The organism is Niabella drilacis (assembly GCF_900101395.1).
In the GTDB taxonomy this organism is placed as follows: domain Bacteria; phylum Bacteroidota; class Bacteroidia; order Chitinophagales; family Chitinophagaceae; genus Niabella; species Niabella drilacis.
In genome coordinates this window covers 776,899-792,056 of record NZ_FMZO01000001.1, presented here as the reverse complement: position 1 = coordinate 792,056, position 15,158 = coordinate 776,899, and the positions used below count along the sequence as shown (strand labels likewise).

The 15,158-nt window shown below is 47.1% G+C and carries 12 protein-coding genes; 4 read left to right on the top strand and 8 right to left on the bottom strand.

The window, feature by feature from the left end:
* Positions 1-59: 59 nt before the first annotated feature.
* From BLS44_RS03295 to mqo, 4 genes are all read right to left on the bottom strand, one after another.
* Positions 60-2,006, bottom strand: coding sequence for a M56 family metallopeptidase (locus BLS44_RS03295; protein ID WP_090388552.1), 1,947 nt, complete (start codon positions 2,004-2,006; stop codon positions 60-62).
* Positions 2,007-2,057: 51 nt separating this feature from the next.
* Positions 2,058-3,695 carry a M56 family metallopeptidase gene (locus BLS44_RS03290; protein ID WP_090388551.1) on the bottom strand — a complete coding sequence of 546 codons (1,638 nt, stop codon included), beginning with the start codon at positions 3,693-3,695 and terminating at the stop codon, positions 2,058-2,060.
* Positions 3,692-4,081 carry a BlaI/MecI/CopY family transcriptional regulator gene (locus BLS44_RS03285; protein WP_090388550.1) on the bottom strand — a complete coding sequence of 130 codons (390 nt, stop codon included), beginning with the start codon at positions 4,079-4,081 and terminating at the stop codon, positions 3,692-3,694. The genes BLS44_RS03290 and BLS44_RS03285 overlap by 4 nt, the downstream gene beginning before the upstream one ends.
* Positions 4,082-4,398: 317 nt before the next feature.
* Positions 4,399-5,931: a malate dehydrogenase (quinone) gene (gene mqo / locus BLS44_RS03280; RefSeq protein ID WP_090388549.1), complete on the bottom strand. Its 1,533-nt coding sequence runs from the start codon at positions 5,929-5,931 to the stop codon at positions 4,399-4,401.
* A gap of 56 nt (positions 5,932-5,987) precedes the next feature.
* On the opposite strand from mqo, the gene BLS44_RS26440 reads away from it, so the two are divergent.
* Together BLS44_RS26440 and BLS44_RS03270 are read left to right on the top strand one after the other, a co-directional pair.
* Positions 5,988-6,194, top strand: coding sequence for a hypothetical protein (locus BLS44_RS26440; RefSeq protein WP_176954296.1), 207 nt, complete (start codon positions 5,988-5,990; stop codon positions 6,192-6,194).
* A 27-nt stretch (positions 6,195-6,221) separates the two neighbouring features.
* On the top strand, positions 6,222-6,647 hold the full coding sequence (locus tag BLS44_RS03270; protein WP_090388547.1) for a hotdog fold thioesterase: 426 nt from the start codon (positions 6,222-6,224) through the stop codon (positions 6,645-6,647).
* A gap of 31 nt (positions 6,648-6,678) precedes the next feature.
* On the opposite strand, the gene BLS44_RS03265 is transcribed toward BLS44_RS03270, so the two are convergent.
* From BLS44_RS03265 to rpsO, 4 genes are all read right to left on the bottom strand, one after another.
* Entirely contained in the window at positions 6,679-7,149 is a 471-nt protein-coding gene (locus tag BLS44_RS03265; protein WP_090388546.1) for a hypothetical protein, read from the bottom strand.
* Between the two features lie 269 nt (positions 7,150-7,418).
* Complete coding sequence (locus BLS44_RS03255) at positions 7,419-7,748, bottom strand: hypothetical protein (protein ID WP_090388544.1); 330 nt, start codon at positions 7,746-7,748, stop codon at positions 7,419-7,421.
* A 179-nt stretch (positions 7,749-7,927) separates the two neighbouring features.
* Positions 7,928-10,096: a polyribonucleotide nucleotidyltransferase gene (gene pnp / locus BLS44_RS03250; protein ID WP_090388543.1), complete on the bottom strand. Its 2,169-nt coding sequence runs from the start codon at positions 10,094-10,096 to the stop codon at positions 7,928-7,930.
* 320 nt (positions 10,097-10,416) lie between these two features.
* The gene (gene rpsO / locus BLS44_RS03245; protein WP_090388542.1) at positions 10,417-10,686 is read right to left on the bottom strand and encodes a 30S ribosomal protein S15; all 270 of its coding nucleotides are present in this window, start codon (positions 10,684-10,686) and stop codon (positions 10,417-10,419) included.
* 601 nt (positions 10,687-11,287) lie between these two features.
* Between rpsO and BLS44_RS03240 the strand changes: the two genes are divergently transcribed.
* Together BLS44_RS03240 and BLS44_RS03235 are read left to right on the top strand one after the other, a co-directional pair.
* Positions 11,288-11,704 (top strand): DUF6157 family protein, encoded by a 417-nt coding sequence (locus tag BLS44_RS03240; RefSeq protein ID WP_090388541.1) that lies wholly within the window; start codon positions 11,288-11,290, stop codon positions 11,702-11,704.
* A gap of 467 nt (positions 11,705-12,171) precedes the next feature.
* Positions 12,172-15,153, top strand: coding sequence for a SusC/RagA family TonB-linked outer membrane protein (locus BLS44_RS03235; protein WP_090388644.1), 2,982 nt, complete (start codon positions 12,172-12,174; stop codon positions 15,151-15,153).
* The last annotated feature ends 5 nt before the right edge of the window (positions 15,154-15,158 follow it).

Sequence of the window (15,158 nt, the reverse complement as noted above, 5' to 3'; positions counted from 1 at the left end):
CGAACACAACGGCACAAAGGAACGGAGACACAGCAACCTGCAGGGCATTGCCGGTACTGTTATTCGGAGCTCATCTTCACCTCTCTCATAGAGCCAGGCAGCTCCCGGTCTTTCACAGTTTTACCCACAACAAGCGAACGCCCGTCCACCAGCAAATTCTTTACGTGCCTGCCGTTGAATATCATATGTCCCCCGGAATCTATGACCAGTCCCGGAATCTCCTTCGACCGCTTTGCTGAAGGTTCGCTGCCGACTCCGGAATAAAGCGTGTCGCCCGCTCTGTCTTTTATTTCCTTCATAATCATTTGGGTTCTGGCCTGGGAGCGGACCGATGCAGATGGCGGTGGCGGTGGTGGTGGCGGCGGGAAGTTGGAGACAGACTTCAATTGCATTGCATCCATCTTACGGAGCAGTTCCCGTACCCGGGTCTGTTCTTTTGCATCTTTTGCAAGATATACTTTCCGGCCGTTCCGGATACGTTCATTCTTTTTCATCAGGCCTATATATTCCTGCATCTCTGCCGTCGTTGCCCCGGGGCCATAGTCTCGTAAAGGCTGAGTACCCGTTGCAGCCACCGGCGGCGGTGACGGTTCCAATGGCCTTACGCTTTTCTTTTGTTCCCCGGTCATTTTCCCATGAATAGCAAGAACCTGCCGCATCAACTTCTTATATTCCGCGGTTCCGGCCTGCATCCTTCCCAACCTCTTCATCAATGCCTCGTAGGTTTTTATTTCACTGTCGGTGGCGCCGGCCCCCTGCCGGATATACGCTTTTTGGGAAGCCGCAGGTTGTGGCATACCGTCAGGAATTGCCGTTCCATACTTATTTAGAAAAGCCGCCCGCTTCTCCGCACCCGAAACATCCTCCACAACCGATCTGAAATGCTCATATACCACAACGGCCTCCACTATTTTATGGTCACGGGCTTTCAGCACCAGGTTCTTTGCACCCGGCGGCAATGAAATCGTTTTCATTTGAGTGGTATAAGTTTTACGCCCATCCCAGTATTCGAGGATGACCGGCCATTCGGAAAATTTAAACTGCGCTTCTCTTGAAAAAGGTGGCGGGGGCGGGGGCATCTGCCGCGCCGGAACCGTGTCATTTATCCCCGGACTTGTTGCCACACCGGGCTTTGCTATTTGGGCATATACCCTTTCGCCAATAGTAAAAATTAATATAGCTGCCAGGGGAACCACAGCTAAGCCCAGCAACAGGGCCCTCTTTTTGTTAAATGTTTTGCTTAACATGATCAGTCGTTTTTTAATGGTATAAAAAGTAAAAGTACTCACCAATCCCTGCGTTTGCCGGGTAGCAACGCGCTGCAATAATACCAGCTGATAACTGCGCACATTATCCAGCTTTTTTACTACCGCCGCATCGGCCAGCAACTCGTGATTGATTTTTATAGATCGCTTGTATAAATAGATGACAGGGTTGAACCAGGTAATGATCTGCACAAATTCAACAAACAAAATATCCCAGCTGTGCTTCTGGCGAACATGTGCCAGTTCATGTTCCAGCACTTCCGGCTCAATAGCCCCATTATCATATTCGGCTTTGCTGATAAAAACATTTCTCAAAAAACTGTGCGGCATGATAGAGTCATGAACCAGCACAATGCGCGCCCCCCTTTCGTAAAAATGCCTGTTGGTCCTAACGACCTTTGTCAGCCGGGTATAATTTTTTATAAATCGCAGCAATAACAGACCGCTTACCAAAACAAAAACAAGCGCCGCTGCAAAACCCAGGTAATCTTTATCCGGATATGGATCCCCTTGTGTTATTATTGTTACCGGCGCAGCAGCTACCGCACCGGTATACACTGTTTCCGGGATAACCGGCGGTGCCACGGTAATCCTGATGAGCGGTACCCAAAAAGACAATGCCAGCCCTGCCAGCAAATAGATACGGTTGAACACCAGCATTTTTTCTCTCTGAAAAAGCAGGGCATACAATGCGTAAAAAGCACTGCTACATACAATCATTTTCAAAAGATAAACTGTCATGTTTAAGCTATTTCAATTGAATTTACCAGGGAGCCTCTTTTATGCTGCGCCTTATTTTTTACCGGTATATATCATCGAAAATCCTGCAACAGGCTTTCCATTGTACACATAGGTCCTGGAGGTATAGTTGGGAGCGCCTTTCTTTCCAAGATGCAATCCCAACCCTTCCAAAAATCGCTGCCGTTCTTCATCAGAGGTAATGGTAGCTGTTACATTCTTTCCATCCGGATAAACCACGATAATCCGCCGGTCCTCATTCTTATATTTTTCATTTACCTGTACCAGCCGGTCTTTTTTTGCAGCAAGAAAAACTTCCGGTAATTGTTCGTTCACCCTGTCACGCTGTTCATCTGTCATACCAAAATACAGATCAAGTGCCGGCCGTAACATTTGCCCGTACCAGAAAATCTTTTTTCCCTTATCCTCCATTACATATTTTTCAGCAAACTTGCCGAACTCCACCATCTTTTCTTCAGAGAGCCCCTTATGAACAGGATAAGACCGGTAGGGGATTTCCGCAGAGTCCTTATGTACCTGAAGGTTTGCGGCAACGGGCTGTATCAACTGAGGTACCACATCTTCTTCATCCCGGCGGCTGCCTTCAACCACGGGTGCTGCACCTTCTTCAACAACCTCCTCATCGGGTTCGGGCGCCTGGTCTTTTGTTGCAGTTTTCATTACCGCCTCAGCCCGCCGGTCAGCCGGAACAGCCGGTAGCCGGCTCTTGGGGGGAGCTGCCGTTATCATGTCCGCTATACGTTCAAAGGTATTACGTGCTGTTGATTTCAGGCCGCTTCCTTTTGCTCCACTGGCAAAAACAAACAGCAACGGAATAAAAATAAAAAGCGCGATCATCCCCTTTGTGTATTGCACCTTTATGGTAGTTTCTTTGTAAAGCATAATCAAACGTTTTTTTGTTACTAAATAGAAGTTACTGGATAAGGGTATTGCAGCATTCAGCGATACCATCTTCAACATCAGCTCCTGGTAGCGGGCTCTGTCGCCGGTATCCTGAACAACACCGGTATCGGCCAGGAACTCATGGTTCAGCCTGATACATTTTTTAAAAAGGAAGAGGAAAGGGTTCCACCAAAAAAAGATCATGAGCAGCTCGATCAACAGGATATCCCAGGAATGCCGTTGTTTTATGTGAATTTCTTCATGCAGCAGGATCGCATTATCAACCAGGCCTCTTTCATATTCCAGGCGATTCAGGAAAATGTTGCGCATAAAGGAATGAGGCGTCACCTCCGCATCCAGCAACACAATAAAAAAGCAGCCTCTTTTAACGTTGGTGCCGTATCGCTGCAACCGCCGGTAATACATCAGGTTCCGCACAAACCGGACCAGCAGCAATAACGATACACCAATAAATACTATGATCCCGGCACTTACCCCGCCCTGTTCTGCCTCTATAGCAATAGCCGGACCAGGCAAAACAGGCGCAGGTACCGGTTTTTCAGATACTCCGGCCACAGTATACGCTTCTTCAAATGGCAGCGTTGCCAATTCCAGGTAGTCCGGGATTTTGGTTTCAGACTTTACCAGGGGCAGTATAAGCGGAACAAACAGGCAGGCCAGCAGGAAAAACCGGTTAAAGACCAGCATTTTTTCTTTTTGCAGAAAGAAAAAATAAAAACCATAAAGCAGTCCGCTGCAGGCGATCACTTTTAAAAAATAGAGGATCATTTTTTCTTTTTTTGACCGGGCAATGATTGTATCTGCTGATCTACTATTCTCTTCAACTCCTCCAGCTGCTCCTTGGTCAATTGGGCTTCTTTGGTAAAAAAGGAGGCAAACTGCAGCACAGAATCATCAAAATAATTTTTGATCATGCTGTTTACATGCTTCGAAAAGTAGTCCGCTTTCCTGATCAACGGGTAGTATTCCCTTGAATTGCCGTACTGGGTGTAACCGACCACACCTTTATCGGCCATCCGCTTCAAAAGCGTGGCCACTGTTGTACTGGCGGGCCTGGGATCCGGAAAGGCATCGATCAGGTCTTTCATAAATGCCTTCTCCGCTTTCCAGATATATTCCATCAGCTGTTCTTCCGATTTTGATAACTTTATCATTCTACAAATATAGACTTGTTTCTACAAATGTAGAAGTAATATTCAAACGAACAAATTTTATTTTATGCAACAGAAACCCTGAAGCTCAAAGTGTTTCTGTAGTAGCCACAGCGTTGAAACGAAACCGGATCTGACAAGCGTTAATGGGCAAGAGGCAATATGACACACGGCTAGCTAACGTTGAACATTGAACTTTAATCCCAAACAAGTCCACCAGGCATGAAAACGGCATTAATGTGAAACCAGGAACCTCAAACAAATATAAAGCCCCCGCGCTGCGGAGGCTTATAGGATTATTCTTTTTCTTACGGTATCATTCAGGCATTTTCTGCTATTTCCACTCCTTCAGGCACCGGTTCTTTCCAGTTCAGCTGCAACAGTTCACAGGTCTCGGCCCTTACCTGGTAACGCAGTGCTGCATTATCCTCCAGGTCCTGCCCCAAAGACGGGATCATGGTCTTCAGCTTCTCATTCCATTTATCCCTGAACCGGTCAGGAAAACAACGCTCCAGCAGGGTTAGCATAATAGATACGGAAGTGGAAGCACCCGGCGAAGCACCCAGCAATGCACCAATGGTGCCGTCCTCACTGGTAACGATTTCCGTTCCAAATTGGAGGGAAGCGCCTTTTTCTGCGTCCTTATAAATGATCTGTACCCGCTGCCCCGCTTCTTCGAGCTTCCAGTCCTCCGTTTTCGCCCCGGGGTAAAATACCCGCAGCGCTTCAATACGATCCTCAAAGGAAAGACTTAACTGCTGAACGAGGTATTTTTCCAGCTCATAGTTCCGGAGCCCTACCCGCATCAGTGAAACAATATTCCAGTATTTGATGGACTCAAAAAGATCCCAGTAAGAACCTTCTTTCAAAAACTTCGTAGAGAATGTGGCAAAGGGCCCAAACAGGATCGAGGTTTCCTCTCCCATTACCCGGGTATCCAGGTGCGGCACGCTCATGGGAGGTGCGCCAACGGATGCCTGCCCGTATACTTTTGCATTGTGTTTTCGTACCACTTCCGGGTTGCTGCATACCAGCCATTGCCCGCCCACCGGAAACCCTCCGTAGAGCTTGCTTTCCGGGATGTCGCTGTCCTGCAGCAGATGCAGGGAACCACCCCCGGCCCCGATAAAAACAAAGCGGGAATGGTAAATTGATTTTTCACCGGTAGACAGGTCCTTTACCTTTACTTTCCACCGGCCATCATCCTCGCGGATCAGGTCATAAACCTCATGCAGCAGGTGCAATTCGGTATTTCCTTTTTGCACCATATTATCAATAAAGATCTTGGTCAGTGCACCATAGTCTACATCAGTGCCCAGTTCCGTATAAGTAGTAGCGATCTTTTCCGAAGCATCGCGCCCTTCCACCACCAGCGGTATCCAGTTCCTGATCACTTCCGGGTCTTCTGAATATTCCATGCCCTTAAACAGGTTGAACTGCTGCAGGGCCGTATACCGTTTCCGGAGATAGTTCACATCATTTTCTCCCCGTACAAAACTCATATGCGGTACGGTACGGATAAAGTCTTTCGGATCCCCGATCTGGCCGTCCTTTACCAGGTAGGACCAAAACTGCTTGGATTGTTCAAACTGTTCGATAATGTCCAGCGCTTTTTTAGTATCGATGGATCCGTCTTCCTTTTCAGGGGTATAATTCAGCTCACATAAAGCCGCATGCCCGGTGCCTGCATTGTTCCAGGCATCGGAGCTCTCACCGGCTACTTTTCCCAGGCGTTCAAAAATATGCATCGAATGCCCGGGTTCCAGCTCATTAATAAAAGCGCCTAAAGTCGCGCTCATGATCCCTGCGCCGATCAATACCACGTCGGTTTCTATTTCTTTTCTTTTAGCCACGTTCAGCGATTTTATTCATTAAAATGTGTGCAAAATTAAAAAGAACCGGAGAAACTATGGCTTACGAAAACGTTATACTTTTTTATTTTATTCCGGGAAAAAGCCCGTTTACCCGCAATCACAAACAATCATTTGTAATTTTTCTGCCAGGCAGAACAGCAAATAAAGGAATTGGAAAAGCAACACAAAGAAAAAGGTCCGACCCTCGTGCCTTAGAGCCTTGTGGCAAAACCCTGAAACCCTCGCATGGTTGCGTGAAATAAGAATTCTTTATATTTAATAAAAAAGCAATGATCTGGAGAAAACCTGTTGACCTGCATGTATTGAATCATACCCCGGAATATATGGGCAGCTACCTGGATATCCGGTTTACAGAAATAACAGAGAACACGCTCACCGCCACGATGCCGGTTACGCCAAAAGTGCACCAGCCCTATGGCATCCTTCATGGCGGGGCATCGGTAGTACTGGCGGAAACCGTAGGATCCTATGCCAGCAGCCTGGTGGCCGATACCGATCTGTTTATGGTGGTTGGTATGGAAGTAAATGCCAATCATCTGAAACCGGTGGCCTCCGGTATGGTACGTGCGGTTTGCAGCCCCCTCCATTTAGGCAATAAAACCCATGTGTGGGATATCCGTATTTATAATGATACCGGTCAGCTTACCTGTGTGAGCCGGTTAACCGTAGCGGTTATAGAAAAACGGCCATTCTGATCCCTGCATAAAAGTGCGCCCGGATCCCGGATCAGTTCCGCTTAAATTTATAGGTAACCGTATTAAAATTATTGCTAACCTCCGCCTTAAACCGGTCGGTTCCCGTAAAATTGAGATCATCAAAATTCTCTGCAAGCACCTGCTGATCTTCAATATTCGTTGCAGAAAGCAACAGGCTGTGTTTTTGTTCGGAGCTTTGCTGACCCTCACTATTGGTTACCGTAACCGTATACTTTTTAAGCCTCCAGGTACCCGCGTATTGCGCACCCGAGCGCCGGGTATAAAAAAAGGAACCATCTGAAGAAAACTGAAAACTACCCTCCGAATACACAATCCTTGAACTCCCCAAACCTATTTTGTTGGTATCATATAATTCCCACCGGCCAATGATACGCTCACTATATGGCTTAAAAAAATCCTTGCTGCAGCCGGCTGTTATACATAAGAAGAGGAAGGGTATCATTCCCTGGGGCAACGAAAACCGATGTTTTACAATAGACATGGTGAACAATTTTGGTTGCTTAAAATTAAATCACCTTGCATTTATAAAAAGCTGACGCTGGTTCTTTTAACAAAGATTTCGGCATAAAAAAACCTCCGCTCCTGCGAAGGTTTATAACCTGCATGTATGCCCTGCCACCAACATCACCCGATTTCTTAACCAATTTATGATTCCGAGCAGCTGTCTTTAATAATGATACCATAACATCCGGCACACAGGATATCCGCATTCATGAACAACCCCGGGATCGTTTCGTTGCAATAACCGCGTTATTCCTGACTTTTTGCGGCAAATTTTTGCAACAGCCCCGGCAATGCCGCAGAAATGGCGCCGGTTACAGACGGAGGCAATCCAAACCGGGAGGTAAGTGAGCCGATAAGGCCCCCTTCTATAGCATTGGTAACCGTACCCCCGGAACTGACGGCCTGCTCCAGGCTACTTAAAATGCCCCCGCCAGATGAAGAAGCAGCCGTTGCATGGGTTATATGCTGAGCAATTTCATCATGAATAGCGGCTTCCTGTTCAGGAGTTACATTGCCTGCAATATCAGGATGCCCTCCTAATTCATTTTTTACAGCGTTCAGAATCTCTTCAAACATGGTAATAGATTTTATTTACCGAATTTAAATCACCGGCCTGTCCTTTCTCAATTGTTTTTTACGAAAGAGGAAAAACGATCGTTTAATCAGGAGGATGAGACTTTGAAAGGATTCGGGTTTATTCCATAAAAAAAGACCTCCGCTTCCGCGAAGGTCTTCCAAGATCATTTATATTTTTTTTAATTGTTCTCCGGTGCTGGTCCCTCTTTCCGTTCCGGGCGGGGAATTAACGCCTTGCGGGACAATTTGAATTTACCTGATTTAGGATCCGTACCAATCAGTTTCACCTTCATAGAATCGCCTTCTTTTACCACTCCTTCCAGGGTTTCCAGGCGCTTCCAGCTGATTTCGCTGATATGCACCAGCCCTTGTTTACCAGGCAGGAACTCAACAAAGGCTCCAAATTCCTTGATACCTTTTACCACTGCATCGTAGGTTTCGCCTACCACCGGAACGGCCACAATACCTTTGATCCAGTTCTCGGCTTTTTCAACCGCAGCCTTCTCAACACCAAAGATGCTGATCTCGCCACGATTGTTCACTTCTTCGATATTGATCGTAGTACCGGTTTCACGTTGCATTTCCTGGATCACTTTACCACCTGGTCCGATCACAGCTCCGATAAATTCTTTATCGATAAACATTTTCACCACGCGTGGTGCATGAGATTTCACTTCTTCACGTGCTTCCGGAATGGCCGTATACATGGCTTCCAGGATGTGCAGGCGACCAGCCTTGGCTTGTTCCAGGGCCTGTTTCATTACTTCCATCGGTAAGCCGTCTACCTTAATGTCCATCTGCACACCGCAGATACCATCGCGGGTACCGGTTACTTTGAAGTCCATATCGCCCAGGTGATCTTCATCACCCAGGATATCACTTAAGATAGCAAATTTATCTTCCTTGGTAATCAAACCCATAGCAATACCAGAAACGTGTTTTGGCAGCGGCACACCAGCGTCCATCAGCGCCAGTGAACCGGCACAAACCGTAGCCATGGAACTGGATCCGTTCGACTCAAGAATATCGCTTACCACACGTACGGTATAGCCAAAATCTTCACCATCCTTAGGCATCATTTGCTTCAGGGAGCGCATCGCCAGGTTCCCGTGTCCTACTTCACGACGGCCGGGGCCACGCATCATTTTTACCTCCCCGGTTGAGAACGGAGGAAAATTATAATGCAGGATAAATTTGGAATATACCGATTTAGCCGCGGACTCGATCAGTAATTCATCTAAAGCTGTACCCAATGTAACAGTTGTAATAGATTGAGTTTCACCACGTGTAAACAATGCCGATCCGTGCGGAGAAGGCAATACATCTACTTCCATATCCAGGGGGCGGATCTCTGTAAGTGCACGGCCATCCAGCCGCACGCGCTCATCCAGGATCATGTCCCGAACCACATCATACTGCAGGTCATGATAATATCCCTTGGCCATTTTCTTTTGATCTGCTGTAAAGGGCGCTTCTTCAGTACCGGCCTCTTCAAGGCTTTTCAGCAATTCTTCTTCAATAGCTGCAAACTGGTCGGTGCGCTCATGCTTGCTCAGTTTTCCTTTTGATACTGCATATACTTTATCTTTTGCAAAATTGTATACTTTATCACGAAGTGCTTCATCCTGAGCAGGTTTGGTATAATCACGCTTGCCGGCTACTCCTTTCAGATCACGCAGTGCTTCCTGGGCTTTGATCTGGATTCGGATGGCATCATGTGCCACTCCCAAAGCAGCTACCAGGTCGTCCTCGCTGCACTCCTCAGACTCTCCTTCCACCATCATCAGGTTCTTTTCCGTTGCAGCAATGATGAAGTCCATATCCGACTGCTCCATTTCAGAACGGGTCGGGTTGATCTTAAACTGGCCATTTACGCGGCCTACCCGTACTTCACTGATGATCTCCTTAATGGGAACATCAGAAACAGCCAGCGCAGCAGAGGCTGCTAAACAGGCCAATGCATCCGGCATGATCTCGGGGTCGCTGCTCACCAGGGTAACCAATACCTGCACATCGCAGAGATAGTCATCAGGGAACAGGGGGCGCAATGCCCGGTCGATCAGGCGCGATACCAGTACTTCGTAATCACTTAACCGGCCTTCTCTTTTGAAGAACGAACCGGGGATACGCCCGGCTGAAGCAAATTTTTCCTGGTAATCTACTGTTAACGGGAAAAAGCTCTGGCCCTCTTTAGGCTCTTTGTTTGCTACCACAGTAGCTAAAATGATACATTTTCCCATGGTAACCGTTACGGATCCATCGGCCTGGCGGGCAAGGCGACCTGTTTCAATGGTCACTTCCCTTCCATCTCCTATATCAAATACCTTTCTTATAGGTTGTTGTAACATAAAATAAATTTGAAATTATTATTAATAATACCCCGCAGCAGTAGCCTCTGTCATCTTTCCTGCTTCCGGGAGTCCGCGAAACGCGCTCACTCTTGGTTCCGGTACAAAACCCGCCATCTCTGCGGGCCCGTTCCTGGTGTTCCTGCAGGACGGTTATGGATTTGTTTCTGGCAAATGCCGTTCGTTGTAAAAACGGTCCGGGGATAAAAAGTTATTCCCAATATCCGGCGGATATCGGGAATAGATATTATAATAGCATTGATTGCAACAATCAAAAACCGGATAAAACATTCACCAATACCCTTCGGGGGCAGTGAATTTTATTTTCTCAGACCCAGTTTTTCGATCAGTGCACGGTAACCTTCGAGGTTGTGCTTCTGCAAATAAGACAGTAAACGCTTCCGCTTACCAACCAGCTGCATCAATCCGCGGTGAGTGGAGAAGTCTTTTTTATTTTCTTTTAAATGAGCACTTATCTGTGCAATACGCTCAGTTACCTGAGCAACCTGTCCTTCAATAGAACCGGTGTTAGTGGCATTACCGCCAAATTCGGCAAAAATTGCTGCGTTTCTTTCTTTTGTTATTGGCATCTTTAAACTTTTAAAGGATCATCCGATTTTTTTCTATTCAATATTTCGGCTGCAAAGGTAACGCATAAAAGGGAAATCACCAATTAAATATTAACCATCGTTCGGGAGGCCTTTATTGTCTTTAAATAATTAACTATCAATATATTACAAAACATCAGTTATCCAAATGGGAACCTGTATGCCATTCCCGCGCCCATGTTTACAGCATCCTGCTCATTGCGCAACCGCTCTGCCGGGTGCCGCGTAAATACAGGCCCTGGATTCAACTACGAAACGCGGCCATGCATCATACATCCCTCCCGGGCAGCAATAGTTGAAAGATGTCCGGCAGCCGGCGGCCGGCGCTATAAATACCGACGGCCGTTCTTAACCTGGTGCATATGGGGATCGCCATCGGGATACCATTACAAAAGAATGCTATTTGTCTCAGTTTTAAAACAGGGCAGGCTCATCAACCAATTCCGCGGGCTGGCGGACGGGAAGACCATTCCCCGCTACAGACGAATATCTGAACTGAAGCAGCAACTGTACAACACGTCCTAAATGCTGCTGTCATACAGTTGTCAGCGCCCGGTTTTATCTTTACGGAAAATAAAAACATATGAATCTGCATACCACCAATTATTTTAACGCCTTTATCCTGGTAGCGGAAGACAGCCCCGCAAATTCCGGAGAAGTTCCACCGGTAAAAGACGGCCAGCTTACAGCCGCAAACATCCAGTTTGAGATGGTCCGGAAAAACCCATACCGGTATACATCGGATGACGTCCTCTTTGAAGTGTATGCCCAGAAGAATGACCTTACAAAAACGGAGTACAAAGCGGCCCGTGAAAAATTCTTTTCAAAAGGGCAAGCCTGCTTCAGAGCCTCTCCCCTTACCAAACGGTATGGCTGGGGGGTGCATAGCAATGCCGAAGGTAAAATTGCCCTTTACGGTGCGGAGACCAAAGAGTACGCACAGTTTTTGAAAAACAGATCGCTCACAATTGTCAAGGCCATGCGCTCTTCACGATCATAAATGATGCGTAAGAACAACCTTCCTGCAACCGGCGGGCCGGTTTAGACCCGTGAAACGGGGTGGCTGCCGCCGCAGGCTACCATATATTAACCAGGCAGCCGATACAAAATCGGATTTATTGCATTTCCCTCATGACCACCGGGTTCCTTTTGGGGCCTGCAAAGGATGCGAAGCCCCCCCTTTCATCCCCACATAATAATTGGATGCCGAATACTTTTATTACCGGGAAGGGCGTGAAGCCCCCCAAGCTGTGCAACCACAGCTAACCAACCTGGTTCCCGCCTCACGTTCCGGTTATCCGGAACAGATCAATGTGACGTACATAATAATTTAACCCACTTTATATTTTTTTATTCCGATCGTTTTAAATATTTTTAACAAATATTGTGTACTCGGTACATAATAAAAATATACATGAGAGTCCTTTTAGAAATCTAAATCAAATTAACGAATCAACAGGAATGCGTATGAAAATCAAATCGCTTGTACAAAGCCTTATGATCTTTGTCTTTTTGCTTGTAACCGCTGCCGCAGTGGCCCAGACAAACATCATACAGGGCAAAGTAACGGACGACAAAAATCAACCCGTGGCAGGCGCCACTATTGAGATCAAAGGCAGCCAAACCGCCACACTATCGAAAGACGATGGTTCCTTTATCCTGAATGTACCAGCCAATGCAAAAACATTGCAGGTTTCTTTTGTCGGGTATGCTACACAGGATGTGGCCATTACCGGTGATGACCTTTCCATCAGCCTCAAACCTTCTCAGCAGGCCCTGGAAGAGGTAGTGGTCATTGGTTATGGTACGGCCCGGAAAAAAGACCTTACCGGTGCCATGGTAACCATCAATGAAAAAAACTTTAATAAAGGGATCATGACCAATCCCGATCAGCTGATCCAGGGTAAAACACCCGGTGTGATGGTGATCAACAATACCGGTCAGCCGGGAGGTACCGTAACGGTACGGATACGGGGCAACTCATCCATCCGGGCCAGTAATAATCCCTTGTTTGTGTTGGATGGGATCCCCATGTCGGGCAACTCACCCCTGCCTGCGGGAAGGGGCGATTTTTCTTCGGACCGGGGCAATCCTCTTACCTATCTGAATCCCGGAGACATCGCAAGCATGGATATCCTGAAAGACGCATCCGCAACAGCCATTTATGGTTCAAGGGGAGCTAATGGTGTGGTGCTGATCACCACAAAAAAAGGAAAGGCAGGCCAGCCGATTATTTCTGCGGGCGCCTCTGTAGGAACATCCCGGATCCGGGAGTATCCGCAGATACTGGATGCTGCCCGGTTCCGCGAAGCGGTAAAATTTTATACACCTAACGATGCTGCTACCGCCGACTTTGGAAGCAATGTAGACGCATTTGAAGCCATTACCCGGAGCGCCATCACTCAAAATTATTATGCGGATGTAGCCGGCGGTACTGAACATGGCAAATACAGGCTGTCCGGAGGATATATGAATCAGAATGGAATCATCATCGGATCGCAGTTAAAAAAATACACGGCCAACTTTACCGGCAATTTCCGTTTCCTGGAGAACCGGAGGCTGGGATTGGATTTTGCGCTATTTGTAACACAGCTGAACAACAAATACGCTCCCATCAGCGCAATGGTAGGCTCCCAGGGTAACGTCATCTCACAGGCATTGCAATGGAACCCCACGCGCCCTCTGAGAGACGAGAAAGGAAACCCCACTTTTGTAAGCACAACCACAAGAAATCCTCTAGCCAGTATTGATGCGTTTAAAGACCAGGCGGTAACCAACACTATTGTGGCAAACATTGCCCCCTATTATAAGATAACCGACGAACTGGAATACAAATTCATGTATAGTGCTATGCGCCAGACCGGCAGCAGGAGAGGTATGTATCGCGCCGGGCTCATCAACCCGAGCAGCGCCAACAACGAAGAAGCGTTCATCTCTAATAATGCAGAAACCAACCAGCAGATGACCCATACGCTTTCTTATAATAAACAGATCAATCCCGACCTGAGCATTAATGCAGTTGCCGGTTATGAATACCTGGACTATGATTTTGATAACAATTCCAGCTATGGAAGAGGCTTCAATTACCTGGGGCTGGATTATTGGAACTATTTACAATACACCACGGTTTCCACCCGCGAAATCGCCTCCTACAGAAGTCCGACCAATCAGTTGCAGTCTGAGTTTTTGAGAGGTGCATTCAATTATCTGGACCGGTATCTTTTAACCGCAACGGTAAGAAGAGATGGTTCTACCAAATTTGGTAAAAACTACAAATACGCGGTATTCCCCTCGCTGGCCTTTGCGTGGAATGTTGCCGAAGAAGGTTTCTTAAAAGGCAACAGCAATATCAACCAGTTAAAATTCAGGGTGGGATGGGGTAAGACCGGCAATCAGGAGTTCCTTTCCGGAGCCTCTCTTAACCGGTTTGTTTTCGGCACCGGTGTGTATAACCAAACCAATATTAAAAACGACAATCTGAAATGGGAAACCTCCACAACTTTAAACGTTGGTATCGACTTTGCCGTATTGCATAACCGGATCTCCGGGTCCATTGATTATTTCAACAAAACCACAACCGATGCCTTATTTGAACAAACCCTTGCACCTCCCGGCCCGGCCGGCCGCATTTGGGTGAACCTGGAGGGAGAAATCATTAACAAAGGGGTGGAAATCGCTTTAACCGGTAATATCATCCGGAAAAACGGATGGAACTGGGACCTCTCGGCCAATGCCACTTTTCTTAAAAACAGTGTAAGCGGTTTGCTGGGCTACTACGAAACGGCGGCCCTCCGCGGTCAGGGATTTTCCGGTGTAACGGGTCAGCGGATGGTGAACGATCAGCCACTGAATGTATGGTACCTGGCTAAGTTTGAGGGCATCGATCCGGAAACCGGCATGAGCATGTACCGGGGCCTGGATGGCAGCGTGAGCACCAAAAATGATCCGGCTACCAATAAGTTCTATTTGAACAGTCCGAATCCCAAAACCCTGTTAGGCGTTTCCACAAACCTGAGCTATAAGAAATTCAGTTTTGCTGCCAACATAAATGGGGCTTTGGGTCACTATCTGTTCAACAATACGGCGGCCACTACATTAGGGGTGAGCAACCTTTCTGCAAGAAATATCGGGTCTGCATTCTTTAATACCGCTGTTAAAGAATCCACCTCCAATTCTGCAGCGCCTTCTGACCGCTACCTTGAAAAAGGGAATTATATGAAGATGGCAAATATGACCTTCAGCTATAAAGTGGGAGACATCGGCAGCACACTCCGAAACTTCAACATTTCATTAACCGGTCAGAACCTGTTCGTCATTACCAAATACACCGGATTTGATCCGGAAGTAAATACCGACGGTTCCAGTGGTGGCATTGCATCCCTGGGTATTGAATACCTGCCCTACCCTCCGGCAAGAACCATTTTACTGGGAATCAATTTTTCGCTCTAAATACG

Bases quoted from the DNA above. Each gene is read 5' to 3' on its own strand.
- BLS44_RS26440 (WP_176954296.1), top strand. From the start codon at position 5,988: ATGGCTTACGAAAACGTTATACTTTTTTATTTTATTCCGGGAAAAAGC.
- BLS44_RS03255 (WP_090388544.1), bottom strand. From the start codon at position 7,748: ATGTTTGAAGAGATTCTGAACGCTGTAAAAAATGAATTAGGAGGGCAT.
- BLS44_RS03265 (WP_090388546.1), bottom strand. From the start codon at position 7,149: ATGTCTATTGTAAAACATCGGTTTTCGTTGCCCCAGGGAATGATACCC.
- rpsO (WP_090388542.1), bottom strand. From the start codon at position 10,686: ATGCCAATAACAAAAGAAAGAAACGCAGCAATTTTTGCCGAATTTGGC.
- BLS44_RS03235 (WP_090388644.1), top strand. From the start codon at position 12,172: ATGAAAATCAAATCGCTTGTACAAAGCCTTATGATCTTTGTCTTTTTG.
- BLS44_RS03290 (WP_090388551.1), bottom strand. From the start codon at position 3,695: ATGATCCTCTATTTTTTAAAAGTGATCGCCTGCAGCGGACTGCTTTAT.
- BLS44_RS03270 (WP_090388547.1), top strand. From the start codon at position 6,222: ATGATCTGGAGAAAACCTGTTGACCTGCATGTATTGAATCATACCCCG.
- BLS44_RS03295 (WP_090388552.1), bottom strand. From the start codon at position 2,006: ATGACAGTTTATCTTTTGAAAATGATTGTATGTAGCAGTGCTTTTTAC.
- BLS44_RS03240 (WP_090388541.1), top strand. From the start codon at position 11,288: ATGAATCTGCATACCACCAATTATTTTAACGCCTTTATCCTGGTAGCG.
- pnp (WP_090388543.1), bottom strand. From the start codon at position 10,096: ATGTTACAACAACCTATAAGAAAGGTATTTGATATAGGAGATGGAAGG.
- BLS44_RS03285 (WP_090388550.1), bottom strand. From the start codon at position 4,081: ATGATAAAGTTATCAAAATCGGAAGAACAGCTGATGGAATATATCTGG.